24 protein-coding genes are annotated in these 25,302 nt (G+C 71.3%); 12 read left to right on the forward strand and 12 right to left on the reverse strand.

Annotation, left to right across the window (positions count from 1 at the left end):
- Positions 1-139: 139 nt before the first annotated feature.
- Entirely contained in the window at positions 140-1,147 is a 1,008-nt protein-coding gene (hemB, locus tag AB0F29_RS36950) for a porphobilinogen synthase (protein ID WP_361881976.1), read from the forward strand.
- A gap of 217 nt (positions 1,148-1,364) precedes the next feature.
- On the opposite strand, the gene AB0F29_RS36955 is transcribed toward hemB, so the two are convergent.
- The 3 genes from AB0F29_RS36955 to AB0F29_RS36965 form a co-directional block, all read right to left on the reverse strand.
- Positions 1,365-1,748, reverse strand: coding sequence for a hypothetical protein (locus tag AB0F29_RS36955; protein WP_361881979.1), 384 nt, complete (start codon positions 1,746-1,748; stop codon positions 1,365-1,367).
- 49 nt (positions 1,749-1,797) lie between these two features.
- On the reverse strand, positions 1,798-3,804 hold the full coding sequence (locus tag AB0F29_RS36960; protein WP_361882107.1) for a hypothetical protein: 2,007 nt from the start codon (positions 3,802-3,804) through the stop codon (positions 1,798-1,800).
- A 107-nt stretch (positions 3,805-3,911) separates the two neighbouring features.
- Entirely contained in the window at positions 3,912-4,757 is an 846-nt protein-coding gene (locus tag AB0F29_RS36965) for a DUF4253 domain-containing protein (RefSeq protein WP_361881982.1), read from the reverse strand.
- A gap of 189 nt (positions 4,758-4,946) precedes the next feature.
- Here AB0F29_RS36965 and AB0F29_RS36970 point away from each other — a divergent pair, with 189 nt between their 5' ends.
- On the forward strand, positions 4,947-5,873 hold the full coding sequence (locus tag AB0F29_RS36970; protein WP_361881985.1) for an alpha/beta hydrolase: 927 nt from the start codon (positions 4,947-4,949) through the stop codon (positions 5,871-5,873).
- 222 nt (positions 5,874-6,095) lie between these two features.
- Positions 6,096-6,662 carry a dihydrofolate reductase family protein gene (locus AB0F29_RS36975; protein ID WP_361881988.1) on the forward strand — a complete coding sequence of 189 codons (567 nt, stop codon included), beginning with the start codon at positions 6,096-6,098 and terminating at the stop codon, positions 6,660-6,662.
- 19 nt (positions 6,663-6,681) lie between these two features.
- Here the strand turns inward: AB0F29_RS36975 and AB0F29_RS36980 are convergent, their stop codons facing one another.
- The 3 genes from AB0F29_RS36980 to AB0F29_RS36990 form a co-directional block, all read right to left on the reverse strand.
- The gene (locus AB0F29_RS36980) at positions 6,682-6,924 is read right to left on the reverse strand and encodes a DUF397 domain-containing protein (RefSeq protein ID WP_361881991.1); all 243 of its coding nucleotides are present in this window, start codon (positions 6,922-6,924) and stop codon (positions 6,682-6,684) included.
- The gene (locus tag AB0F29_RS36985; RefSeq protein WP_361881994.1) at positions 6,921-7,706 is read right to left on the reverse strand and encodes a helix-turn-helix transcriptional regulator; all 786 of its coding nucleotides are present in this window, start codon (positions 7,704-7,706) and stop codon (positions 6,921-6,923) included. The genes AB0F29_RS36980 and AB0F29_RS36985 overlap by 4 nt, the downstream gene beginning before the upstream one ends.
- Positions 7,707-7,862: 156 nt before the next feature.
- Entirely contained in the window at positions 7,863-8,588 is a 726-nt protein-coding gene (locus AB0F29_RS36990) for a DUF4232 domain-containing protein (RefSeq protein WP_361881997.1), read from the reverse strand.
- Positions 8,589-8,816: 228 nt separating this feature from the next.
- Between AB0F29_RS36990 and AB0F29_RS36995 the strand changes: the two genes are divergently transcribed.
- Complete coding sequence (locus tag AB0F29_RS36995) at positions 8,817-10,211, forward strand: helix-turn-helix transcriptional regulator (protein ID WP_361882000.1); 1,395 nt, start codon at positions 8,817-8,819, stop codon at positions 10,209-10,211.
- A 184-nt stretch (positions 10,212-10,395) separates the two neighbouring features.
- Here the strand turns inward: AB0F29_RS36995 and AB0F29_RS37000 are convergent, their stop codons facing one another.
- Together AB0F29_RS37000 and AB0F29_RS37005 are read right to left on the reverse strand one after the other, a co-directional pair.
- On the reverse strand, positions 10,396-11,076 hold the full coding sequence (locus AB0F29_RS37000) for a response regulator transcription factor (protein WP_361882003.1): 681 nt from the start codon (positions 11,074-11,076) through the stop codon (positions 10,396-10,398).
- Positions 11,073-12,185: a histidine kinase gene (locus AB0F29_RS37005; RefSeq protein ID WP_361882006.1), complete on the reverse strand. Its 1,113-nt coding sequence runs from the start codon at positions 12,183-12,185 to the stop codon at positions 11,073-11,075. The genes AB0F29_RS37000 and AB0F29_RS37005 overlap by 4 nt, the downstream gene beginning before the upstream one ends.
- A 181-nt stretch (positions 12,186-12,366) precedes the next feature.
- Here AB0F29_RS37005 and AB0F29_RS37010 point away from each other — a divergent pair, with 181 nt between their 5' ends.
- From AB0F29_RS37010 to AB0F29_RS37035, 6 genes are all read left to right on the forward strand, one after another.
- Entirely contained in the window at positions 12,367-13,008 is a 642-nt protein-coding gene (locus tag AB0F29_RS37010; RefSeq protein WP_361882009.1) for a hypothetical protein, read from the forward strand.
- Positions 13,001-13,546, forward strand: a complete 546-nt coding sequence (locus AB0F29_RS37015; RefSeq protein ID WP_361882011.1) for a hypothetical protein — start codon at positions 13,001-13,003, stop codon at positions 13,544-13,546. The genes AB0F29_RS37010 and AB0F29_RS37015 overlap by 8 nt, the downstream gene beginning before the upstream one ends.
- A 50-nt stretch (positions 13,547-13,596) precedes the next feature.
- On the forward strand, positions 13,597-13,830 hold the full coding sequence (locus tag AB0F29_RS37020) for a hypothetical protein (RefSeq protein ID WP_361882014.1): 234 nt from the start codon (positions 13,597-13,599) through the stop codon (positions 13,828-13,830).
- Between the two features lie 160 nt (positions 13,831-13,990).
- The gene (locus tag AB0F29_RS37025) at positions 13,991-15,199 is read left to right on the forward strand and encodes a phospholipase D-like domain-containing protein (RefSeq protein ID WP_361882017.1); all 1,209 of its coding nucleotides are present in this window, start codon (positions 13,991-13,993) and stop codon (positions 15,197-15,199) included.
- 128 nt (positions 15,200-15,327) lie between these two features.
- Complete coding sequence (locus AB0F29_RS37030; RefSeq protein ID WP_361882020.1) at positions 15,328-15,768, forward strand: hypothetical protein; 441 nt, start codon at positions 15,328-15,330, stop codon at positions 15,766-15,768.
- Positions 15,769-15,796: 28 nt separating this feature from the next.
- Entirely contained in the window at positions 15,797-16,153 is a 357-nt protein-coding gene (locus AB0F29_RS37035; RefSeq protein WP_361882023.1) for an antibiotic biosynthesis monooxygenase family protein, read from the forward strand.
- A gap of 132 nt (positions 16,154-16,285) precedes the next feature.
- Here the strand turns inward: AB0F29_RS37035 and argS are convergent, their stop codons facing one another.
- Positions 16,286-18,058, reverse strand: a complete 1,773-nt coding sequence (gene argS / locus AB0F29_RS37040; RefSeq protein ID WP_361882026.1) for an arginine--tRNA ligase — start codon at positions 18,056-18,058, stop codon at positions 16,286-16,288.
- Between the two features lie 157 nt (positions 18,059-18,215).
- Between argS and lysS the strand changes: the two genes are divergently transcribed.
- Positions 18,216-19,988, forward strand: coding sequence for a lysine--tRNA ligase (gene lysS, locus AB0F29_RS37045; RefSeq protein WP_361882029.1), 1,773 nt, complete (start codon positions 18,216-18,218; stop codon positions 19,986-19,988).
- Positions 19,989-20,075: 87 nt separating this feature from the next.
- Here the strand turns inward: lysS and AB0F29_RS37050 are convergent, their stop codons facing one another.
- The 3 genes from AB0F29_RS37050 to AB0F29_RS37060 all read right to left on the reverse strand — a co-directional run bounded on the left by AB0F29_RS37050 (position 20,076) and on the right by AB0F29_RS37060 (position 23,915).
- Positions 20,076-21,602 (reverse strand): DUF2637 domain-containing protein, encoded by a 1,527-nt coding sequence (locus AB0F29_RS37050; protein ID WP_361882032.1) that lies wholly within the window; start codon positions 21,600-21,602, stop codon positions 20,076-20,078.
- A gap of 333 nt (positions 21,603-21,935) precedes the next feature.
- Positions 21,936-22,793: a DUF3558 domain-containing protein gene (locus AB0F29_RS37055; RefSeq protein ID WP_361882035.1), complete on the reverse strand. Its 858-nt coding sequence runs from the start codon at positions 22,791-22,793 to the stop codon at positions 21,936-21,938.
- Between the two features lie 192 nt (positions 22,794-22,985).
- Positions 22,986-23,915: a DUF3558 domain-containing protein gene (locus AB0F29_RS37060; protein WP_361882038.1), complete on the reverse strand. Its 930-nt coding sequence runs from the start codon at positions 23,913-23,915 to the stop codon at positions 22,986-22,988.
- Positions 23,916-24,087: 172 nt separating this feature from the next.
- Here AB0F29_RS37060 and AB0F29_RS37065 point away from each other — a divergent pair, with 172 nt between their 5' ends.
- The gene (locus AB0F29_RS37065; RefSeq protein WP_361882041.1) at positions 24,088-25,281 is read left to right on the forward strand and encodes an RtcB family protein; all 1,194 of its coding nucleotides are present in this window, start codon (positions 24,088-24,090) and stop codon (positions 25,279-25,281) included.
- Positions 25,282-25,302: the final 21 nt, after the last annotated feature.

Here is a 25,302-nt window from a genome sequence, read left to right on the forward strand (position 1 = left end):
CCTGGAGGTCGGGTGGGTGGCCGGGGCCAGCGCCGTTCCGGGGGCCTGGCGGTCGGGTGGGTGGCCGGGGGTTGTTCGCGGGCCTTTCCCGGCGCGGGTGTCGGTAAGACCTGACTGCGTACGGGTCTATCGTCGAAGGATGACTGCGTACGGAAACTTCCCCGGCTCCCGCCCCCGGCGGCTGCGGACGACCCCGGCGATGCGGCGGATGGTCGCCGAGACACGGCTCGATCCCGCGAACCTGATCCTGCCCGCGTTCGTGCGGGAGGGCATCGACGCCCCGGTCGCCATCTCGGCCATGCCCGGCGTGCACCAGCACACCCTGGACACCCTGCGGAAGGCGGCCGTCGAGGCGGCCTCGGCCGGGGTCTCGGGGATCATGCTCTTCGGTGTGCCGGAGGACGCGAAGAAGGACGCCCGGGGCACGGCGGGCACGGACCCGGACGGCATCCTCCAGGCCGGCCTGCGCGCGGTCCGCGAGGAGGTCGGCGACGAGCTGGTCGTGATGTCGGACCTGTGCCTGGACGAGTACACCGACCACGGCCACTGCGGAGTCCTCGACGGCGACGGCCGCGTGGACAACGACGCGACCCTGGAGCGGTACGCGGAGATGGCCCAGGTCCAGGCGGACGCCGGGGCCCATGTGGTGGGGCCCAGCGGGATGATGGACGGCCAGGTCGGCGTGGTCCGCGACGCCCTGGACCAGACCGGGTACGAGGACGTGTCGATCCTCGCCTACACCGTGAAGTACAGCTCGGCCTTCTACGGCCCCTTCCGCGAGGCCGTCGGCTCCTCGCTGACCGGTGACCGCAAGACCTACCAGCAGGACCCGGCCAACGCCCGCGAGTCGCTCCGGGAGCTGGCGCTGGACCTGGAGGAGGGCGCGGACATGGTCATGGTGAAGCCCGCCGGACCGTATCTGGACGTCCTCGCCAAGGTCGCGGAGTCCGTGGACGTGCCGGTCGCGGCGTACCAGATCAGCGGCGAGTACGCGATGATCGAGGCCGCCGCCGAGCGGGGCTGGATCGACCGGGACAGGGCGATCCTGGAGAGCCTGACCGGGATCCGGCGGGCCGGGGCGCAGATGATCCTCACCTACTGGGCGACCGAGGCGGCCCAGTGGCTGGGGCGGGACGCGCGGCGCTGAGGCGGTCCGCCCGGCGCCTGAGTCGGTCCGCCCGGCGCTGAGCCGGTCTGCTCGCGGCTGAACCGGTCCGCTCGTCCTCTCGCGGTTCACGGCCCACCGCTCCGGTCTCCTGGAGCCGGTGGGCCTCCTTGATGGAGAAGCGGGCGCTGTCCCGTACGAGCGGATCCTGGTCGGCCCGTGCGGTGGTGCGGAGCGGGATCGGCCGGGGGACTTGCTGTCAGGGCCAGTCGACCAGTGCCATGAATGCTGCGAAAGCGACCATCGCGGTGGTGGGGGCGGCGAGGGCCAGGCCCATGCGCCGGGCGGCGTAGCGGAGCTGGTGGGGGAGCGCCCAGGTGGCGATCAGCACGATCAGGGCGAGGATCAGGCCGATCCACAGGACGGTCCACGCGGTGGTCCAGCTGTCGTGGAAGCGGTCGGCCACCGTGCCGCCGCAGGAGCCGCACTCCATGGGCGAGAGAGCGCCGTAGAGCAGGGCGAGCAGCCCCGAAGGCACGGTCACGACCGAGGAGATCACGGGGGCGATCCAGGCGTAGTTGTCGGGCGTCTCGTCGGGGGCGGCCGCCGGGGTGCTGTCGGCGTCGTGACTGTTCTCGCTCATGCGGCCGAGTCAACCTCGGGGGGTCTCCCGGCCGCATGAGTACGAGGGCTCAGTCCACGGAGGTCCGGTCGGCACGGGCCTCCGCCCAGGCGTGTGCCGCTGCCAGCTGCCCGTCCGTGAGGGCCGGGCGGACCTGGTCCGGGTAGCGGAAGGCGTAGTGCTCGCGGGCGGTCTTCAGCCCGATCGCGCGGGCCGCTTCGGTGAGGCGGGGGTCGTCGGCGACCTCCTGGGCGCGCCGCAGCCAGCTGTGGCTGCGCGGGTCGACGGCGTAGTGCCAGAGCGGCTGGGCGGGGTCGGCCCCTCCGATCAGGACCCGGTGCAGGACGTACGCGCGGACGCCGCGCTGTCCGATCAGCCGCTCGGCGACGAGCAGGGGGTGGGTGCCGTCGAGCCGGGCGCGGAGCAGCACCCAGGTCATCAGGTGCCCGGTGTCGTGAGCGCCGGAGACCACGAAGTCCCACAGCTCGGCGGCCTTCGCCTCGTCCGGTGCGCCGAGGTGGGTCAGCAGCCGGACCGGGGTCTTCCAGAGCGGCTTGGGCTTCGCCCACCAGGCGGTGAGGTCGGCGGCTGCCGGGTGGTTCAGGTCGAGGGCGAGGCAGGTCAGGGTGACCAGCGGGTGGCGCCACTCGGTGTACGTGGTGCGGTACTGCTTGGTCAGCTCCTTCTTCCAGCGGGGCAGGAGTGCTTCCAGCTCGGTCCGGGTGGCCTCGCCGTGGGCGTGGAGCAGTTCGAGGCAGAACGCGATGCCCTGGACGCCGGTGGACGGGTCGGCCACCCGGTCGCGCAGCCACTGGACGTCGGCGGCGGTCGGGGTGCGGTACCGGTGGTAGAGGTCGCCGAGCCCGCCCTCGTATCCGGTGAGGTCGGGGCCGGTGCCGGCGAGCAGGCCGTCGCGGGCGGCGTCGTAGCGGTCGGCGGCGGCGAGCACGTCGGCCTCGCTGACGCCGGGGTGCCGGGCCGCCTGCTCCCGTACGTGGGCGACCTGGTCGTACGCCGTTCGCGCGGCGGCCACGCGCAGGGGGCGCGGCAGGGCGTCGTCGGTGGCGAGGCGGACGGCGGTGAGGGCCGCGAACGCCTGGGCCGCGCTGTGGTCCGCCGTCGGCCGGGCGGCGCGCCAGTCGTTCGTGACGGTGGCGCTGAGCGCGGCGAACAGGGTGCTCAGGGACGTCTCGGGGGCGTGGTGTGCGGTCAGCTCCGCGGCGAGCGCGCCGGCGGACCGTACCGGGTCGGTTCCGTGGACCGCCCGGTGCACGTCGAGCCAGGCGTGGATCGCGTTGGGCTGACCGGTGAGCGACCACCCGCGCAGGATGTCCAGGGCCTGGGGGGAGGGGGCGGCGCCGAGGGCGTCGGAGGCCCGGGGGCCGAGGCAGGCCACCGTGTCCCAGACCTCCTCGTGGTCGTGGCGCAGCAGCGCGTCCAGCAGCGCCGCCCAGGCGGGCCACTCGACGAGCCGCCCGGCGTACTCCTCCCGCCAGGCCGGCAGCAGCCGTGACGTCTCCTCGGAGGTCAGCGCCTGTCGCGACTCCAGCGCCGTGACGAACCCCGCCGCCCCGGTCAGCTCCACCGGATCGCGCAGCCGGTCGTGCAGCCGGCGTTCCTCGGCGGCGGTCAGCGGGGCGTCGTGGTGGCGGGGCCTGCCGGGCCGGTTCACGCGGGGGCTGCGGAGCCGGTCCAGGAGCTGGCGCACTCCGGCGGTGTCCTCGGGGTCGGGGAGTCCGTCGTCGTCCCTGTCCGTGACCTTGTCGAGCCGGAACGCCCCCTGCGGGCCGCCGTCGATGACCCGGTACCCGTCCGGGCCGTCGCCGAGGCCGGCGGCGACCGTGGCGTGGTCGCCGCCCCAGTGCACGTACAGCTCGCCCTTCAGGCCGCCGGAGCGGTCGAAGGCGGAGTGGGACTGCCAGTGCCAGTAGGCGAAGGAGGTGTCGGTGGAGAGGGACCGGGTCGCGAACAGCTCGGCCGCGTCCTCGTGACCGTCGGACTGGGTGTAACGGCTCCGGGTCGGCGGCGGGAGGACGGCGAAGCCGTCGCCGCCGAGCGTGCGCCACCACTTCTTGATGCTGCTGAGGTCCGAGCGCCGGCCGGCCGGACGGCGGCTCTTGCCTGTTGCCGTGCTCTTGCCCGTGCCCGTAGCCGTGCCCGTGCCTGTTTCCGGTCCCGTCGTTTCTAGTCCCACCAGAACGACCACGCTTCCTGGTTGAGCACGGCCTTCTCGGCGTACACGTCGAGGTCGTACGGCGGGGACTGGTCGATGTTGTCCGGGCAGAACGCGTAGTGCTCGGCGGCCAGGGCGCGGGCTTCCTCGATCGTGGCGGGCGGGCGGCCCACGGAGACGATCATCGTGTCGAAGCCGAGCACCACGACCCGGGCGTCGTAGCGGTCCTCCCAGGAGCGGAGCACCGCGCAGAGCCGGGCCACGTCGTTCTCGTGGTTCATCGGGCCCGACCAGCCGATGGCCGCCGGTATGTCGGCGCTGCGGCGGGCCGGGACGAGGGCCATCCGCGCCCCGCCGAGCCACTCGTCCGCGTCGGCGGCGATGACGCCCGCGAGTCCTGCGGCCGCCGTGTCCGCGTCCTCGGCCGCCTCCCGGGCGGGGACGGGCGCGAGGCCGGGCCAGGAGCCGGGGCCGTCCGTATGTGATCCGGCGTTCTCCGGGGCCACTTCGTCGGCCGTCGCGCCGTCGCCCACCTCGCCGTCCGCGTACGCCGTCCAGTAGCCCGCGAGGACCTCGTCGGCGTCGTGGTCGCCGGGATACGACGTGACGTCCGGGCAGAGGTCCCACTCCTCGGGCCACTGGTCGCGCCGGCCGCCCGTGACCAGCACCGGCAGCAGCCCGACCCGCCGCCCGGCCGCCCGCAGGTCCGGCCAGTCGCGCGGGGCGGGCGGGCCGTCCGCGTACCAGAGCAGCGGCTCGTGCCAGGGGCCGTCCAGGGTGGCGTCCACCAGGGAGCCGGGTGGGAGGTCCAGGCCGGAAGTGGCCAGGGAGGGCAGTGGATTGGGGAGCGTCGCCATGGTGGGGAGCCTAGGCGGCACCACTGACAACGTGCGGGGCGGCGACGCCGACGTACGACGACATGCCGCCGGTGGCCCGCGGGGTCGTGGACATCAGCGGCAGCATCCTGCGGGCTCTTTGACCGCCGCGACGGGCCCGGGGGCCGAAAGCCGGTGCGGGGCGGGGGTGGCTGGATAATGATGTCGGGCATGAGTTTGTACGTCGATGATCCCGCCCGGCTCGGAACCACCCGCCTCTCCGACGGGAGGGTGCTCGGCTGGGCCGAGTGGGGCCCGCAGGACGGGCTGCCCGTCCTGCTCTCGCCCGGGGCCGCGACCAGCCGGTGGCTCGGGATCGGGGCCGGGGCCGTCGAGAACGAGGGCGTCCGGCTGGTCTCTGTGGACCGTCCCGGGCTCGGGGTCTCCACGCCCGCGCCCGACCGGACCTTCGCCGACTTCGTGGACGACGTGCGGGAGTTGATCGCCCTGCGCGGGCTGGGGCCGCGTCCCGCCATGCTCGGGAACTCGCAGGGCGCGCCCTTCGCCCTCGCCTGCGCGGCGGCGGGCCTCGTCTCCGCGCTCACGCTCGTCTCGGCCGCCGACGAGGTGGCGGCTCCCGAGTTCGCCGCTGCTCTGCCCGACGATCTGCGGGGCCTGGTCGCGCGGGTGGCGGAGGACCCGGTCGGGGCGGAGAAGGTGTTCGCCGGGTTCGACGCGGACGCGATGCGGCGGATGGTTCTGGCCACGAGCCCGGCGTGCGACCTCGCCGTGTACGAGGACCCCGGGTTCGCCGCCGCCTACGGCCGCGCGCTCGACGAGGCGTTCTGCCAGGGCGCGGCGGCCGGGTACGCCCGGGACACCGTGCTCGCCATGGGGCGCTGGCCCATCGATCTCGCGGCGATCACCGTCCCGGTCGAGGTCTGGTACGGCGAGGAGGACGCCTCCCACTCGCCCGACCTCGGACGCCGGCTCGTCTCCCGTATCCCCGGGGCGCGGCGCACAGTCGTCCCGGGTGTCGGCGGCGCGCTGCTCTGGGCCACCGCCGAGCCGATCCTCGCGTCGCTGGCGGAGACCGTACGGCCGGACGAGCCGATCGAGCGGGACTGGCGGGAGGAGCTGGACCGGCGGGGCCGGTAGCGGGATCGGCGCGGCCAAGGACCGTACGGGGGAGACGGCCGGGGGTCGTACGGGGGAGACGGACGGCCGGGGGCCGTACGGGGGAGCGGGCCGGGGGCCGTGCGGCGGGGCGGGCGCGGCTGGGCCCGGCTCTGTCAGTGACCGGGCATATCGTCGAGGCCCGTTGTGCGCGCCGTCCGGTCGTCGTTCCCGTCGACCGGGCCGATCCGACAGGAGCCCCCGGTGAACAGGATCGTCACGTCCATCTCCCTCTCCCTCGACGGATTCTTCGAAGGGCCCGACCACGACATCGACTGGCACACCGTCGACGAGGAGGTGCACCAGCACTTCAACGACTACTTCCGGACCATGGGCGGCTTCGTCGAGGGGCGCGTCACCTACGAGCTGATGGAAGAGTTCTGGCCGACCGCCGATCAGGACCCGGCCAACGAGGGCCCGATGGCCGAGTTCGCGGGGATCTGGCGAGACATGCCGAAGTTCGTCTTCTCGCGCATTCTGGAGAGCGTGGGGCCGAACGCGACCCTGCTGCACGAGCTCGACCCCGAGCAGGTGCGCGGTCTGCGGGACGCCGCCTCGGGGGACCTGGCGGTCGGCGGGCCGGATCTGCTGGAGTCGTTCCGGCGGGCCGATCTGATCGACGAGTACCGGATCTACGTCCACCCGGTCATCCTCGGCCGGGGCCGCCGCTTCTTCCGGGACGCGGAGGAGCGGCAGATGCTCCGGCTGGTGGAGACCCGGACCTTCGGGAACGGGGTCGCGATGCTCCGTTACGAGACGGTCCGGGCATGAGCCTTACGGCGGTGCGGGGTCAGGCGGTGGCGGCGTAGGCGGCGAACGCCGACCAGGCGGTGGGTGCGACGGTGAAGGTCGGGCCCTCGATGTCCTTGGAGTCACGGACGTGGACGACGGCGGGGTGGGCGGCGATCTCGACGCAGGCCCCGCCTTCGTCGCTGCTGTAGCTCGACTTCCGCCAGTCGTAGGCGACTTCGAGGCACGCGCCGCCTTCGTCGCCGCTGTAGCTCGACTTGAACCAGTTCAGTGCGGTGCTCATGTCTCTCCCAGTAAGCGGGCCAGCAGGCGCAGGGTCTCAAGCGGGGTGAGCGCCTGGGCTCGCAGCATCGCATATTTCTGGGCGAGGATGCTGACCTCGTTCCGGTCGGAGATCAGCTGGCTGCCGCGCTGGGTCTCCGTGTACGCGACGTGCTGGTGGTCCGGTGTCTCCAGGAGAATGAAGGGGCCGTTGAGGCCGGCATGGACCCTGCTGTCGAGCGGGAGCACCTGGAGGCAGACGCCAGGGAGCTGGGCCATCGCGTAGAGGTGGCGGAGCTGTTCCCGGTGGTCCTCGTCCGACGTCAGTTTCATCATCAGGACCGGTTCCCAGATCACGATGCTGGTGGTCGGCGGCTTCTTCCGGTCCAGGATCTGCTGGCGTTGCAGCCGCGTCGCCGTCTGCGCCTCGATCTCCTCCGGGCTGTAGACCGGGACCTTGTTGCTGAACACCGCCTGCGCGTACGCCTTCGTCTGGAGCAGGCCCGGGATGACCTGGTTGTCGTACCAGGACAGCGCCAGCGCGTCCTGCTCCATGTCGATGTAGTCCTCGGCCCAGAGCGGGATCAGGTCGACTTCCGGCATGTTGTCGACCGCCGTCGCCAGCGCGCCCTTGGTGTCCAGCAGATCGTCGATCGTCTCCGCCAGATCCGGGACCAGGGAGCGCCTGCCTTGCTCGACGGAGGCGATCGTGTCCTCCTGTACGCCCGCGGCCTGGGCGAGTTCGACCTGTGTCAGGCCTGCCTCGGTGCGGAAGCGGGCCAGCAGCTTGCCCACGAGCTTCATGGTCGACGCGTTCTTACGCTGTCGCTTTCTGGGGTGCATACGGTTCCCACTCCCACCCCGGAACCCACTTCACGCATGCGCGACCCGTACAAGAAATGTGTACGGGTCGCGCAGGGTTACGGCACGTCAGGCACTGGCCTGGGCTACCTCGTCCGCTCAGTACATCAGGGCGCTCTGGACGTCCGACTGCCAGTAGGTGACGAAGCCCAGGCCGTCCGTGTAGGTCTCCGCCGGGAGCTTCAGCGTGGACTCGTTCTTCGGCGCGTTGTTCTTGTCGACCATGGTGACGCCGAGGTTGGCGCTCTTGGCCGGCTCGTTCTGGCCGGGCTCTCCGAGGAGCGCGATGCCCGCGTACGCCTCCTCGCCCGGGGCGAGTGTGACGACCGCCTGCGGCTTGCTGTCGTCGAGGATCGGGTACACCGCCTGCGCGCCGTCGAAGCGGAGGAAGGGCGCGTAGTAGGCGGCGCAGTTGGTGGAGCCGGTGTTGGTCACCGTGAGCAGCAGGTGGTTGATCGGGCGGCTGACCGAGGAGACCTTGACCTTGGAGTTCGTGGGCGTGCAGGCCGGGATCGCCGCCGTGGCCTTCTCGTTCGGTGCGGTCTCCGGCTTCTTGCCGTTGCCGCCCGCGTGCTTGCCCCCGGCGGGGACGGTCTGCGTCTCCGGTGTGCCGGCCTTCGGCGCGTCAGGCTGCGCCTTCTCGCCGGTGCCGCCGGTGCTGCCGTTGGTGCTGCCGGTGTTCGTCGGCGCGGGCGTCGCCGTCTCGGCGGCGCCGGCCGGCTTGGTCCCCATGGCCTTGTCCTCGCCGCCACAGGCGGTGAGCGAGAGAGCGGCGACGAGGGCGGTGGCGGCGAGGGCGGTGGTGCGGATGCGGTTGGTGCGCATGGCGGTGGTACTCCCCGTGATCGGTCGACGTGTTGGTCCGGTTGAGCGGCCGGTCCGCGGTGGTGCTGTCCTGCTGTGGTCTGGTCCGAGCTTGTGGGACGGCAGATTCCGGCCGCAACGCCTGCCGAACCATTGGGGATGCTGGAACGTCTACGCGTACGGTGACCTGCGGGAATTCCGCGTCCCTGGAACGCCGTTCCGGGACGCACGAGGAAGGGGAACGCCGTCGTGGCGACGCCGGAGGCCGTGGAGTTCGCGGCTCTGCTGAAGGATCTGAAGGACCGTTCGGGGCGCAGCTACGGTGTGCTGGCGGGCAAGCTGCACGTCAGCACGTCGACACTCCACCGGTACTGCAACGGGGACGCCGTGCCGAACGAGTTCGCCCCGGTGGAGCGGTTCGCGCGGGTGTGCGGGGCGTCCGGCGACGAGCTGGTGGAGGTGCACCGGCGGTGGATCGTGGCGGACGCGGCCCGGCGGCGGCCTCCGGCGGGGGCGGCACCGGGGGTGGCTGAGGCTGCTTCCGCTTCCGCCCCTGCCTCTGCCTCTGCCCCTGTCCCTGTGCCTGTTGTTGTTCCCGAAGCCGGCGAAGTTCCTGAGGCCGTCGAGCGGTCCGAGCCGTCCGTCACGTCCGGTAGCGCTCGGCCCGGGGCGGGCTCCCGGTGGTCACGGCTCTCCCGACGTGCGCGGGTGCTCATCGCCGCCGCCGGGGTCGCCGCGCTCCTGGTGCCCACCACCGTCGTCGCCGCCGATCTCGTCGGGTCGGGGAGGGAGGACGGCGGGAGCGCCGCGGACCGGGTGGAGGACGCGGGCGGAGACCTCGGGCCGACGCCGGAAGGCTCCGCCTCGGCCACGCCCCGGCCCTCCGCGAGCCCGAGTTCGGCCAGTCCTTCGGCGAGCGCCTCCACCTCGTCCTCGGGGCCGCCGTCCGTGAAGCCCTCGGCGGGCTCCGGGCCCGGGCAGCCGCAGGGCGGTGGCGGCAGTGGTGGCGGTGGCGGTACGGGGCTCGGGGCTCCGCCGGCCGTCAGCATCTCCTCGTACAACTGGGACGAACCCTGCGGCCAGCACTATTTGGTCAACCAGGGGCCCGACGACCTGGACCCGCCGCCCGCGCCGCAGGACCGGCGCGGCTGGGCGGAGTCGTACGGCGGGGTCGACGCCGGGAACATGCTGCTCCAGCTCACCGTGCAGGGGACCTCGCGCGAGGCGGTGGTCCTCAAGGGCATGAACGTCCGGGTGGTCTCGCGGAAGGCACCGCTGCCCTGGTCGGCGTACCTGATGGGCAACGGCTGCGGCAGCGGGATCACGCCCCAGACCTTCGTCTCCCACCTCGACGCCGGGCACCCCACCCTCCGGCCGGTGGCGGGGAGGCAGGGGGACACGGTGGTTCCGGCCGTGAACTTCCCGTACAAGGTGACGTCCGAGGACGTGGAGGTCTTCAACCTCGACATGAAGGCCGTGGGTTACGACGTCACCTGGTACCTGGAGCTGGAGTGGAGCAGCGGCGGCAAGGAGGGCGTGCTGCGGATCGACGACCGCGGGAAGCCGTTCCGTCTCAGCGGGATGAAGGGGCGGCCGGAGTATGTGTACGGCAACGAGGAGGTCGGGTGGGAGCCCGCGACCTGACGCGCGCGGCCCGGCCCGGTCTCCGTCCACCGGCAGAGGGGTACGTACCCACCCCGCGTACGCGGCGTTGGGGACCAGCGGTACAGCCGTTGGCGCCCAGGACTTGATCCTGGCCCTTCAGTACAGGTGATCGGCCTGGTGCCGGGGTTCTGCGGAAGATCCTCGACCACCGGCGGGGTGATCCCTACTCCCGTGGGACTGGGCCGGCCAGACCGTTTTCCCAGGCCCAGGCGGCAATGCCCACCCGGTTGCGGGCCTTCAGCTTCGCCTGGACGTTCGCGATGTGGGTCTTGGCTGTGCCTGCTGAGATGAAGAGTTTCTCGCCGATCTCGGCGTTGGTGAGGCCCTCGGCGACCAGCAGGGCAATCTCCTGCTCCCGGGCGGTGAGAGGCGACAGAGCCGTGGGCGCTGCCGGGGCGGGGGCAGGGGCGAGGGCCTGGAGCAGGCGGACCGTGATCTGGGGGCTGATGAGGATGTCCCCGGCCATCGCCGCTCTGACACCCTCGATCAGCAGCCCGGGGCCCGAGCGCTTGAGCAGGAAGCCGCAGGCGCCGTCGTGCAGTGCCGTGCGTACGTAGTCGTCGTGGTCGAAGGTGGTGACGACGAGGACACGCATCGGGTCGGGTACGTCCGGGCCGGCGAGGCGGCGGGTGAGTTCGAGGCCGTTCAGGACCGGCATGCGGATGTCGGCGAGGATCAGGTCCGGGCTCAGGGCGCGGGCGAGGTGGACGGCGGTGAGACCGTCCGCGGCCTCGCCGACCACGGTCATGTCGGGCTGCGAGCCAAGGATCAGGCGGAAACCGCTGCGTACGTCCTCCTGGTCGTCGGCGATCAGGATGCGGGTCGGGCCGAGGGGCGTCGTCATGAGGTCTCTTTCGGGAGCGTGGCAGGCAGGACGGCGGTGAGCTGCCAGCCGCCGTCGCCGTGCGGCCCCGCCGAGAGGGTTCCGCCGAGGGCCTGGGCGTGCTCGGTGAGTGCGGGGAGGCCGAGGCCGCCTCGCCAGGCGCGGCGGCGGGCCGGGGCGGGGCGGGCGCCGCGGTCATTGGTGACCCGGATCTCCACGGTGGTGGCGGTGGGGGTGAACGTGACGGTGGCGCGGGGGGCGTCGGGGGCGTGCCGGCGGATGTTGGTCAGCGCCTCAAGGACGATGCGGTACGCGGCGGAGCCCGCCTCGCGGGAGAGCGCCTCCGTGGCCAGGGGAGGCAGGTCCAGATGCGCCTCGGTGGCTCCCGCTGATGTGAAGTCCGATATGAGCGAGGGCAGTCGGGACACATCGGGGAGCGGCTCGGTGGTGGGCGCCTCGGGACCGTGCAGCATCTGTACGGTCCGGTCCATCGCGGCCAGGGCGCTCAGGCCCGCCTTTTCGATGCGTTCCAGGGCGAGCACCGTGTGGGAGGGGTCGGTGGAGGCGACGAAGCGGGCCGCCTGGGCCTGGACGACGATCCCGCTGATGTCATGGGCGACGAAGTCGTGCAGGTCGCGGGAGAGCTGAAGACGCTGGGCGCTGCGGGCCTCGGCCACCGCGCTGCGGCGACGCAGTTCCTGGCGGCGGGGGTAGGCGCCGGCCACCAATGCGGCGGCTACGGGAAGCAGCCAGAAGGTGGCGATTCCGATGGATTCCAGGAAGGACTCGCTGTCCATCAGCGGCAGCGGCCAGAGGGCCACCGCCAGGGCGGTCAGCGGGAGGGCCGACTTGAGTTCGCGCAGGGGTGACCAGCGGGTGACCACGGCCAGCAGGAGCAGCAGGACGGCGCTCTCCGCCAGCTTCCAGCCGGAGTCGAAACCAGCCTTCGGCAGAGCGAAGCTGGTGGTCAGGGAGAGGGCCGCCCAGACCGTGGTCGGGCGGGCGAGGCGGCCGAGCCGCTGACGAACCGCGGCACGGGGGCGGGCAACGGCCCACACCAGCGTGCCCGCGGCCGCGAGCGACGGCAGAGCGCCAAGCACCTGGACGGCCGGGCCGGTTGATTCCCACATGGTGATCAGCGTACGGATGCGCGATGGGGCGGGGCTCTCTGCCGAACGGCATAGGAGGGCCGGGCGACGGCGCGATCTTTATGCCGATCGGCGGATGGGATCGAGGCGCACCAGGGGTGAGGCTTGAGCCGTTCAACCGACCACGGCAATACAAATACCGTGCAGGACTGGGGAGTTCATTATGCGCAACGCCGCAATCGGTACTACAGCAGCCGTCGCCGTCCTCGCCGGGCTGGTGGCTGCCGGGCCCGCCCCCGCGGCCCCGGCTGCGTCCGCCGGGAAGAAGCCGGCGAAGACCGCGAGCGTCCATGGGGAAGCGCGAATCTCCTACATCGAGTCGATCGACGACGACATCCGCTTCACCATCCATGCCGAACAGACGCCGTTCACCCGGCCGGTGTTCCCCAACGCTCCCGAGGGACTGTCGACCGACGCCCGTGGCTCACTGAGGATCTCCCATACCCGGCAGGGCGGAGACACGGGGTGGGCGGAGGCCAAGGTGGACTGCCTGGTCACCAGCGGCCGGACGGCGACCCTGACCGCGGTCGTGACGAAGTCGAACGTCGAGGAGATCGGCGCCCGGCTGGGCATCAGCGTCCAGCAGGGCGGGAAGGGCGAGCCGGACCGGCTCGGCTTCTCCTGGGGGGTGGTGAACGTCGACCCCGAGCACGTCGACGAGAACGGCCGGCCCGTGAGGCCGCAGGCCGGTACGTGCATGGCCCCCGCACCGTTCACGACCGTGATCAAGGGCGGCTTCAAGGTGGTCCACGCCGAGATCACCAAGTCTCCCGCGCAGCCCGGGGCGGCGATCCGCCGTGGCTGACACCCTGGCCGTCGAGACGCCCGTACCGGCCGCGCCGCAGGTCTCCCGTTCCGTTCGCCTGGCGGCGCACGCCGCCGCACTGACCCTGGTGCCGTCCGGGCTGTGGCGTATCGCCATCGCCCTGGGTTGGGACTCCGGATTCACCGATGAGGTCCTTCGCCCGGAGGAATTTCCCGGCGAAGGGTCCGTCTATCTGATCGGACTCAGCCTGTTCGCCGAAGCGCTCGGGCTGCTCACCCTGGGCCTGGTCCACAGATGGGGTGAGGAACTTCCGCGCTGGGTACCCTTCCTGGGCGGCCGCGGAATTCCCGTATTGGCCGCGGTGATCCCTGCCTCGCTCGGCGCGGCGCTCGTCACCCTCATCACGTTCACCGGTGCGTTCGGCTGGAACGATGCGGACAACATGGGTGCCGTCGGATCGCCCGACGGCGCCCACTACTGGCTGATGACCGCCTGCTATCTGCCCCTGCTGGCCTGGGGGCCGTTGCTCGCGGTAGTCACGGTGGCCTACTACCGACGTCGGCGTCGGGGTCACTGAGGCCGGCCGTCGGCAGGGCCTCGTGGAAGCAGGAACCGCCACTCGCGATCGTGCCCGCGCCCCGCACCGGACGACCGGTACGGATCGGGTACGCCAGGACATCGACTGCCCGCCAGGAACGGGCGAGCCAGCTCGAAGCCTTCCACCGCGCCGAGTGCCACAAGGTCTTCGAGGAACAGATCAGCACCCGCGTCAAGGTACGGCCCCATGCTGGAGAGCGGCTCCAGTCCCGGCCCCACCCGAACGCCCGGATCCGCAGCCGACAGGCGCGATCAAGTGCTTGACGCCAACGGCTGTACCGCTGGTCCCCATGGCCGGTACGCACCTCGGCTGCGGAAGGCCGATTCCGTCCGAATTCGTACAGGAGTACAGTCGCCGGGTCCTCGCGGTCCGTCCGGTTCCGACCGGCCTGCCGCCCCGCCCCGCCTCCCCACCAGGTGACCCATGTCCGCGACCGCCGAAGCCCCCGACCCCATGGCCCTGGACCTCCGCACCTGCGAGGAGCGGTCCCTGCGGCTCCGGCGCAGGCTGGAGCGGCTGATCGGCATCGCCGCCACCGAGGGGAACGCCCTCCTCCCGCTCCGCAACGGCGACGAGATCTTCGGCGCGATGCTGGAGGCCATCCGGGGCGCGGAGCACACCGTCGACCTGATGACGTTCGTCTACTGGCGCGGTGACATCGCTCTCCGGTTCGCCGAGGCGCTGGCCGAGCGGGCCCGGGCCGGGGTCCGGGTGCGGCTCATGCTCGACGGGTTCGGCTGCCGGCTCATCGAGAAGGACCAGCTGGCGCTGATGGACGCGGCCGGGGTCACCGTGACCTGGTTCCGCAAGCCGCTGCACCTCTCGCCGCTGAAGCAGAACCACCGCTGCCACCGCAAGGTCCTCGTCGTCGACGAGCGCACCGCGTTCACCGGCGGCGTCGGGATAGCCGAGGAGTGGTGCGGCGACGCCCGCAACGAGCACGAGTGGCGCGACACCCACGTCCGGGTCACCGGGCCCGCCGTCGACGGCCTGGCCGCCGCGTTCGCGCAGAACTGGGCCGAGTGCCACGAGGAGCTCTTCGACGAGCGGGACCGGTTCGTCGTGAGCGAGCGCCACGGGGACTCCGTCGTCCAGGTCGTACGCGGCTCCGCCTCCTTCGGCTGGCAGGACATGCAGACCCTGATCCGGGTCGTCCTGGAGTCCGCCGAGGAACGTATTCGCCTCACCACCGCCTACTTCGCCCCCGACGCCTACTTCACCGGGCTCCTCTGCGACGCCGCCCGGCGCGGGGTGGAGGTCGAGATCCTGCTGCCAGGACCGCACACCGACAAACGGGTCTGCCAGCTCGCCGGCCAGCGCTTCTACGAGGAGCTGACCGCCTGCGGCGTGAAGATCCACCAGTACCAGCCGACGATGCTGCACGCAAAGACCCTCACCGTGGACCGGATCGCGAGCCTCATCGGCTCCACCAACTTCAACCGGCGCTCGCTCGACCACGACGAGGAGGTCATGCTCGCCGTCCTCGACCGGGACTTCACCGCCACCCTCGACGGCCACTTCGACGAGGACCGGGAGAAGAGCGTGCTGATCGAGCGCGGCCGGTGGAAGCGCCGCGACCTCCTCCAGCGGGCCCGGGAGGCAGCCGTGCTGCCCATCCGTCGTTTCCTCTGAGGCCCGGCCCGCTCCTGGGAGGCGGGCGTGCTCCCACTGAGGCCGGTCGGCCCCCGGAGGCGTGCGCGCGCGCTCGCCGGGGCAGGCGGGGAGGACGACCGTCGTCCGCCATGTGAAGGGAAGGGCCCATGAGCGCCACCGCCGACACCTCACCGGCACCGTCCGCCGCGGTGATCACCGAACCTCTGCCCGACCTTCAGCTCCAGCTGCTCATCCAGCTCCTCGACGAGGACCCCCGCTCCAGCCTGCCCCTAACCCTGACGCACCCGGGCGGCCTGCTGCACGGGGACGTCATCGGGCACGAGCAGTGGAAGGCCGAGTGGGCCAGGAGCCTGCGCCAGGTCGAGGGGGAGGGGGCCAACCTGCTCGCCGAGTTTCCCGAGACGGTCGACCAGGGCGTACGGGAACTGCGCGCGGAGGAGGACGAGGCGGGGGCGTCCCGGCTGCCCCGCTGGATCCACCTGCGGGACGTCACCCTCGTCTCCGGGGCCATGAACCCGGTCTCCCTGCCGCTGTGGCGCGGACGCCTCGCCGACGTGTCGGGGTGGGCGCTGGGCCGACCGCAGTAGGCGGCCGACCGGCTCCTAGAGTTGCGACATGACCGCAGAGAACGGCTTGACCACCGACACCCCGGACTCGCCCGTCACCTTCATCAACGTCTTCGAGATCTCCGCCGACGAACTCGACGCGTTCGTCGAGAAGTGGGAGGAGCGGGCCCGCCTCATGCGCGAGAAGCCGGGCTTCATCGACTCGCGAATGCACCGGGCCCGCTCCTCGGACTCCCGCTTCCAGCTCGTCAACGTCTCCCACTGGGAGAGCCAGGAGGCGTGGGAGGCAGCCACCGCCGACCCCGACTTCGCCTCCCGCACCCGGGCCGCGCGCGAGCAGACCGTGCGGCCGGTCACACCGAACCCGGCGGTCTACGACGTGGTCGTGGAACTCACCGCTCCCTGACCCGGACGGACCTACGCGCGCCGGCCCCGGCCCCGGCACCTGTGACGGTGACCGGGCGGACGGACCAACGCGCGTCGGCCCCGGCACCTGTGACGGTGACCGGGGCCGACGTACGTACAGCCGGGTGCGGGATCAGAGCCGCTCGGGCGTCCGGATGCCCAGCAGCGCCATTCCCTGGTGCAGGGTCCGGGCGGTCAGCTCGACCAGGAAGAGCCGGTTCTCGACGACCTCCGGGGCGTTGTCCGGGCTGAGCACCTGGCACTGGTCGTAGAACGTGGTCAGGTGGGACGCCAGCTGGTAGAGATACGCGGCCAGCTTGTGCGGCTCGTAGCCCGCACCGACCTCGGCGAGGACCTCGCCGAACTGGTCCAGGTGCAGACCGAGCGCCCGCTCCGCCGGGGCCAGCTCCAGCTCCGGGTGGGCGGCCGGGACCGCGTCCCCCGCCTTGCGCAGGATCGACTGGACGCGGGCGTACGCGTACTGGAGGTACACCGACGTGTCGCCGTGCAGCGCCACCATCTGGTCCAGGTCGAACTTGTAGTCCCGCACGGCGGAGGTCGACAGGTCCGCGTACTTCACGGCCCCGATGCCGACGTACCGGCCGTTCTCGACGATCTCGTCCTCGGACAGGCCCACCTTGTCGGCCTTGTCCCGGACGACCGCCGTGGCCCGCGTGACCGCCTCGTCGAGGAGGTCCTCCAGCCGCACGGTCTCGCCCTCACGGGTCTTGAACGGCTTGCCGTCCTTGCCGAGGACCGTGCCGAACGCGAGCTGCACGGCCTTGACGTCCTCGTTCAGCCAGCCGGCCCGCCGGGCCGTCTCGAAGACCATCTTGAAGTGCAGCGACTGCCGCGCGTCCACCACGTACACCAGGGTGTCCGCCTTGAGGTCCCGCACCCGGTTCCGGATCGCGGAGAGGTCGGTCGCCGCGTAGCCGTAGCCGCCGTTCGTCTTCTTCACGATGAGCGGGACCTTGTTGCCGTCCGGGCCCTTCACGTCGTCGAAGAACACGCACAGCGCACCCTCGGAGCGGACGGCGACGCCCGTCTCCTCCAGGATCCGGCAGGTCTCCTCCAGCATGTCGTTGTAGCCGGACTCACCGACGATGTCCGGGTCGGCGATCACCATGTCGAGCTTGTCGAACACCGAGTGGAAGTAGATCTTCGACTCGTCGACGAAGCGGTGCCACAGCTCCAGCGTCTCGGGGTCCCCGGCCTGGAGGGCCACCACCCGGTCCCGGGAGCGGGCCTTGAACTCCTCGTCGGAGTCGAACAGGACCCGCGACTCCTTGTAGACCCGGTTCAGCGTCGACATCGCCGCCTCGCCGTCGCTCGTACCGCCCTCGTGCTTCAGCGCGTCCGGGTGCTCGATCAGATACTGGATGAGCATGCCGAACTGGGTGCCCCAGTCGCCGATGTGGTGCCGCCGGACGACCCTCTCGCCGGTGAACTCCAGGATCCTGACCACGGCGTCGCCGATGACCGCCGACCGCAGATGGCCGACGTGCATCTCCTTGGCCACGTTCGGCTGGGCGTAGTCGATGACCGTCGTGCCGGCGTCGTCCTTCAGCGGCACGCCGAGCCGGCCCTCGCCGTCCGCCGCCCGGGCGGCCAGCGTCTCGACGATCGCCCGGTCGGTGAGCGTGACATTGAGGAAGCCGGGGCCGGATACCTCGATGTCCTTGATCAGCCCGCCCGCCGGGAGGGCGGCGGTGACCTGGGCGGCCAGCTCCCGCGGATTGCCCTTGAGCTTCTTGGCGAGCGCCAGGATGCCGTTGGCCTGGAAGTCGGCCCGGTCGCTACGTCGCAGCAGCGGGTCCGCGGCGCCGGCATCCGGCAGAGCTGCCGTCAGGGCGTCCGCCAGCTGCTGCTGGAGCGTGGAAGCGAGGGAAGGGACCGAGGCCATGTCCGGCTGCCGTTTCCGTAGGGGGTACGAGGGGTTCTCTTGGGCGTCCAAGGGATCTCTCCAGTATCCCACGGGGCGTAAAGCCGTTTTCGCGCTGCTGGGTGTAGCTGGGAGAATGGTCCGTACCCCATCGGGAACCGACAGACGAGAGAAGGACGTGCCGACCGTGGCCGAGAGTCAGACCAGCACCGAGACCGACTGGGTCTCCCGCTTCGCGGACGATGTCATCGCCGAATCGGAGCGTCGTGCGCCTGGCAAACCGGTCGTCGTCGCCTCCGGCCTGTCCCCGTCGGGCCCGATCCACCTCGGCAACCTCCGCGAGGTCATGACCCCGCACCTGGTCGCCGACGAGGTCCGCCGCCGCGGGCACACCGTGCGCCACCTGATCTCCTGGGACGACTACGACCGCTACCGCAAGGTCCCGGAGGGCATTCCGGGGGTCGACAGCGCGACCTGGGGCAAGCACATCGGCAAGCCGCTGACCTCGGTGCCCGCCCCGCCCGGCTCCGCGTACCCGAACTGGGCCGAGCACTTCAAGGCCGCCATGACGGCGGCCCTGGACGAGCTGGGCGTCGAGTACGACGGCATCAGCCAGACGGAGCAGTACACCGCCGGGACCTACCGCGAGCAGATCCTGCACGCGATGAAGCACCGCGCCGACATCGACGCCGTACTGGACCGCTACCGGACGAAGAAGGACCCGGCCGGCGGCCCTCAGGGCAAGGGCGGCAAGAAGCCGCAGCAGCAGAAGAAGGTCGACGAGGCCGAGCTGGAGGCCGCCGAGGGCTCCGGCGCCGCCGACGAGGACGACGGCAGCGGCAACACCGCCGGCTACTTCCCGTACAAGCCCTACTGCGGCAACTGCGAGAAGGACCTCACCGTCGTCACCTCCTACGACGACGACACCACCGAGCTGAACTACACCTGCTCGGCGTGCGGCTTCGCCGAGACGGTCCGCCTCAACGAGTTCAACCGCGGCAAGCTCGTCTGGAAGGTCGACTGGCCGATGCGCTGGGCGTACGAGGGCGTGATCTTCGAGCCCAGCGGCGTCGACCACTCCTCACCCGGCTCCTCCTTCGTGGTGGGCGGCCAGATCGTCCGCGAGGTCTTCGACGGCGTCCAGCCCATCGGGCCCATGTACGCCTTCGTCGGCATCTCCGGCATGGCCAAGATGTCCTCCAGCAAGGGCGGGGTGCCCACCCCGGCCGACGCGCTGGAGATCATGGAGGCGCCGCTGCTGCGCTGGCTCTACGCCCGCCGCAGGCCCAACCAGTCGTTCAAGATCGCCTTCGACCAGGAGATCCAGCGGCTGTACGACGAGTGGGACGCGCTGGGCCGCAAGGTCGCCGACGGAACCGTGCTGCCCGCCGACGCCGCCGCGTACTCCCGTGCCGTCCGCACGGCGGCCGGGGAGCTCCCGAGCACCCCGCACCCGCTGCCGTACCGGACGCTCGCCTCGGTCGCCGACATCACCGCCGGCGCCGAGGACCAGACGCTGCGCATCCTCGGCGAGCTGGACCCGGACAACCCGCTGACCTCGCTGGACGAGGCCCGCCCGCGCCTCGACCGGGCCGAGAGCTGGATCACCACCCAGGTCCCGGCCGAGGCCCGCACCATCGTCCGGGACCAGCCCGACAAGGAGTTGCTCGGCTCGCTCGACGACCAGGGCCGCGAGTCGCTGCGCCTCCTCCTGGAGGGACTCGACACGCACTGGTCGCTGGACGGGCTCACCACGCTCGTCTACGGCGTGCCGAAGGTGCTGGCGGGCCTGGAGCCGGACGCCAAGCCGACGCCCGAGCTGAAGGCCGCGCAGCGGTCCTTCTTCGCCCTGATCTACCGGCTGCTCGTCAGCCGTGACACGGGGCCCCGCCTGCCCACGCTGCTGCTCGCGGTGGGGGCGGACCGGGTGCGCAGGCTGCTGGGCGCGTAGCGCCGCCGCGGTACGGACGACAGGGGCCGCCGGCCGGGAATCCCTCCCGGGCGGCGGCCCCTGTCGTCCGTACCCCGTGCCCGTACGTCAGGTGCTCCGGGCGGCCGTCGTGCGCTGGGTGTAGAGGTTCTTGAACTGCGGCATCAGGTCCTGGAGCAGCTCCGCGGAGCGCGGGTGGTGCACGTCGCGCTTGTCCGCCAGGGTGATGTCGAGGGCCGCGAGGGTCGGGTACTGGCCCTCCTGATCGGTCAAGGCGGTGTACTCCTCGAACGCCCGGTTGGCGAAGTCCTCGTCCTCCTGGGACCAGGGCTCCAACTGCGGTGCCTCTTCGGGGACGGCGGGCGGCTCCTGGTCGGCGGCCTGCTGGACTCGCTGGGCCTGTTGGGCCTGCTGGGTCTGTTGGGCCTGTTGTACGGGTTCCGGGGCCCCGTGGAGGTCTTCGTCGAGGTCGTCACGGCGGGGGTGCGGGACCGCGCCGATCGTGCCGACGTCGCCGAGGGGCCGGGTGCGGCCGGGGCCCAGGGGGACGGCGGCCGGAGTGGGCTCCAGGCCCTCGGCGTGCTGCGGGTCGTACGCGCTGGCGTGCGGCGTGCTCTCCGGAAGCTTCTGGGCGGCGAACCAGGGGCTGTCGTGGGTGGGCGGGACCGGCGAGGGCTCCATGGCCTGGGGCTGGGGCCGATCCTGTTGCTCGGGGTGCGGGGCCGGCTGGGTCTGCTGTTGGCTCCGCTGGTGCTGCTGGGGCGCCTGCTTCTCGAGTGACATCGAGTGCTGATGCTGATGCTGTTCTTGCTGCTGCTGCTGCTGCTGATGATGATGTTGCGGGTGCTGCTGTGCCTGCTCCTGCCGCGGCTCGCGCTGGGGCTCGTACGGCAGCTCAGGCAGCTCCGCCTTCGGGCGGGGCCCCTCGACCGGTGGCAGCAGGGCCGGTTCGATGCCGGCGGCGGCGAGCCCGGCCGGGGCGGTCTCGGCGAGCGGCACGCCGTACTTCGCGAGGCGCAGCGGCATCATCGACTCGACCGGGGCCTTGCGCCGCCAGTTGCGGCCGAAGCGGGCCTGGAGCCGGGCCTGGTAGATCAGCCGGTCCTGTTCGAGCTTGATGACCTGCTCGTAACTGCGCAGCTCCCACAGCTTCATCCGCCGCCACAGCTTGAACGTCGGGATCGGCGAGAGCAGCCAGCGGGTGAGCCGGACACCCTCCATGTGCTTGTCGGCCGTGATGTCCGCGATCCGGCCCACCGCGTGCCGGGCGGCCTCGACGGAGACGACGAACAGCACCGGGATCACCGCGTGCATCGCGGTGCCGAGCGGATCCGGCCAGGAGGCCGCGCCGTTGAACGCGATCGTCGCGGCGGTCAGCAGCCACGCCGTCTGGCGCAGCAGCGGGAACGGGATCCGCATCCAGGTCAGCAGGAGGTCCAGGGCCAGCAGGACGCAGATGCCCGCGTCGATGCCGATGGGGAAGACCACCGCGAACTCGCCGAAACCCTTGTCCTCCGCGAGTTCGCGCACGGCGGCGTAGGAACCCGCGAAACCGATCGCGGCGATGAGCACCGCACCGGCGACGACGATCCCGATGAGTATGCGGTGCGTGCGTGTCAGCTGCATCGCGGCCACGCGCGATCCCCTCCCCGACCTCTGTTGTACCCGAACCCGGCCTGTGCGCCCGGCATTGGTTTTCGGCCAGGCTCCAGACGCCCGGCGAGGGGACAGCCTGGCACATGTGTGCGAGTTTCGTTACGCGGGGGAGGAGTTGTGGGGCTGTTCCCGGGCCCGGCGGAAGCTTCCGTGCGGGCTTCGGCGCTGCCTCGGCGGGCACTTCGGATGAGGTTTCGGGCGGGGCTTCGGGCGGAGCTTCGGGCGGGGCTCGCCCGAACGGCGAGACCCGGCCCTCGGGGAGGGCCGGGTCTCGGGGAGGGACGGGTCTCGGGAAAGCGTGCGGGAGGGCCGTCAGTTCGTCTTCGGCTTCGGCTTGGTCTTCGACTTGGGGCTGTCGCTGTCGCTGTCGGTGCCGCTGCCCTTGGCCGTGTCCTTCTTGACGTCCTTCTTGCTGTCGTCGGAGCCGCTCTTCACCGGGGGAGTGACCTTGGCGTCGGCGGTGTCGGCGACGGCGGCGACCGCTTCCTTCGCCGCCTTCTGGGCGCCCTTGACGATGCTCGCGGACGAGGGCGTCTTCGCACCCGCGTAACCCGCGCCGTTGTACGTCAGGGTGACGACGACATTGCCCGTGCGCGCCACGACGGTCGCGTACGCGAAGTCCTCGTCCGTCTTGCTGAGACCGTAGGTGACGGTCGTGGCCTCCTCGCCGATGCCCGTGGTGGGCTCGGCGGCGACCTTTTCCGCGCCCTCCGAGGCCTTCGCCTTGGTGACCTGCTTCGTGTACTCGGCGGTGGCGCGCTTGGCGCCGCTGCCCAGCGACTGGTCCGAGTCGAAGCGGGTGAAGCCGACATCCAGCCAGCGGTACTGCGAGCCGTCGACGCCCTTGTCGTCCAGACCGTTCCAGGAGCAACTGCTGCGGGCCGCCAGGTCGTTGGACCGGCCGGCCGTGCCGTTCTTCTTCTTGGCCTCGGGCACCAGGTCCTTGATCGTCTTCTTGGTGACCGAGGTGCACGGGTCGGGCAGATCGTCGAACCTCGCCGCTTCGACGGTGGGCTCCGTGGGCTTGGCGCTGGGGGTGCCGGACGACGAGGAGCCCGCGTTCTTCTTGCCGTCGGAGTCGGAGTCCGACGAGCAGCCGACGGCTACGAGCATCACCGGAACGGCGGCGCAGGCGAGGATGCGGGACAGGCGCGGGGCTGATCGGTGCATGGTTCCTTCACTCGGATGGCACGGAGCTCTCGGTGCTGGAGGTCTCGGTTCGTGCGGTGTACGGGTGGGCTCGGTAGCGGGGCGGTACGTCTTCCGGACAGCCACGGTACGACGGCCGGCGGTCGGCCCGTGCCGCCGTCGAGGGCCCCCGGAGAGCGGAATCCGGCCGGTGGGGGCCCGTTGGGCGGGGGTCTATTCGCTGAGCGTCTCGGCCAGCTTCCGGGCCAGTGCCTGGGCCTTCTCCTGGAGTTCCCTGCTGTCGGACACCTGTGTGACGAGGGCCGGCTGCTCGGCGTATCGGACGGTCACGACCACGTTCGATGTGCGGAATACCACGCTCACCGTGCGGTGCTGTGCGGTGGAACCTGCCCGAGTGGGCAGATCGTGCAGAAATGCGGCATCGCCGAGATTGTCGAGGACGCGCGAGGGGAGGGCCTCCTCCGTGCCGGTGCCGGTGCTGCCGTCACTGCCGCCGGTGTCGCCCCCGCCGTCGCCTCCGGAGGGCGAGGAGGAGGACGAGGGGTCTGCCGGCCCGTCCGCCGAGGCCGTGGCGTCCGCCGATCCTTCCGCCGAGGCCGTGGCGTCCGTCGCCGCGTCCTCCGGCTTGTCCGTGTCGGCGCCCTTGCCCTTGTCCTTCCCCTGCTCGCCCGGAGCCCCGCTGTTCTTCTCCGCGTCCGGCCCGGGGGTCGCCGCCGACGACAGGCCGGCGGCCTTCTCCTTCTTCGCGTACACCGTGTCGGCGCGGTCGTCGTCGCTGACCGCGGGGTCGTAGGAGACGACCCGCTCGAAGTCGATGGAGAGGCTTCGGGTGGCGTTCGGCGCGTCGGACTTCCAGCCGCAGCCGACCTTGCGGTCGGTGTCGTAGGTGACGGACGCCGAGCCTCGGAACACCTTCTCCTGCTGGTCCCCGGGCAGTTCCGCGGCGCCGGGCAGCAGGTCCTTGAGCATGCCGCGCGGCACGGCACGGCAGGGGGCGGGCAGGGTCTCGTACTTGCCCGGGGGCGCGGGGGTGACCGTCGGGCTGCCCGCCTTGCTGTCGGCGCCGTTCGCGTTGCTGTCGGAGCCGGCGCTGCAGCCGACGACGAGCGCTGCCAGAAGCGCGACGCCGGGTACGTACGCCATGTCTCGCACCGTCCCAGGCTCCCTTCGGTACGGAAAACGGGTTGCCGCTCGAAGGCGGCCGATGGACACAATGTGTATCGCACGCGCCGCTGTGAATGCCGGTCGGCCGACAGGTTTGCCGATCTTGGTACCGGTTTTGCGCTTTCAGTCTTTTCGGGGGAATCGAGGAGTTATGTCGTACGTAGAGGTGCCGGGAGCGAAGGTCCCGATCCGGATGTGGGCGGACCCCGCGTCGGTCGAGGACGTGGCGATGCAGCAGCTGCGCAACGTCTCCACGCTGCCGTGGATCAGAGGTCTCGCCGTCATGCCGGACGTCCACTTCGGCAAGGGGGCGACGGTCGGCTCGGTGATCGCGATGCAGGGCGCGGTGTGCCCGGCCGCGGTCGGGGTGGACATCGGCTGCGGAATGTCCGCCGTCAAGACGTCCCTCACCGCGAACGACCTTCCCGGCGACCTGTCACGGCTGCGCTCCAAGATCGAGCAGGCCATCCCGGTCGGCCGGGGGATGCACGGTGACGCGGTGGACCCGGGGAAGCTGCACGGGTTCTCGACGGCGGGATGGGACGACTTCTGGGGGCGGTTCGGGGGGATCGCCGATGCGGTCAAATTCCGCCAGGAACGCGCCACGAAGCAGATGGGAACACTTGGCTCGGGAAATCATATGATCGAGTTCTGCCTCGACAGTGAGGGTGCGGTGTGGCTGATGCTGCACTCGGGCTCCCGCAACATCGGCAAGGAACTCGCCGAGCACCACATCGGCATCGCGCAGAAGCTTCCGCACAACCAGAGCCTTGTCGACCGGGACCTGGCCGTCTTCATCTCGGAGACTCCGCAGATGGCCGCCTACCGGAACGATCTGTACTGGGCGCAGGAGTACGCCAAGTACAACCGCGCGATCATGATGGTGCTCTTCAAAGACGTGGTCCGCAAGGAGTTCAAGAAGGCGAAGCCGGTCTTCGAGCAGGAGATTTCCTGCCACCACAACTACGTGGCGGAGGAGCGGTACGACGGAGCGGACCTGCTGGTCACCCGCAAGGGAGCGATCCGCGCCGGCTCCGGGGAGTACGGGATCATTCCCGGCTCGATGGGCACCAGTTCGTACATCGTGAAGGGTCTCGGCAACGAGAAGGCGTTCAACTCGGCCTCGCACGGAGCCGGTCGCCGGATGAGCCGGAACGCGGCCAAGCGTCGCTTCACGGTGCGTGACCTTGAGGAGCAGACGCGCGGTGTGGAGTGCCGCAAGGACTCCGGCGTTCTGGACGAGATCCCGGCCGCGTACAAGCCCATCGAGCAGGTCATGGAGCAGCAGCGGGATCTGGTCGAGGTCGTCGCGAAGCTCAAGCAGGTCATTTGCATCAAGGGTTGAGATGAGGGGCGTCGCCGCCGA

This window comes from Streptomyces sp. NPDC026589 (genome assembly GCF_040638385.1).
In the GTDB taxonomy this organism is placed as follows: Bacteria; Actinomycetota; Actinomycetes; order Streptomycetales; family Streptomycetaceae; genus Streptomyces.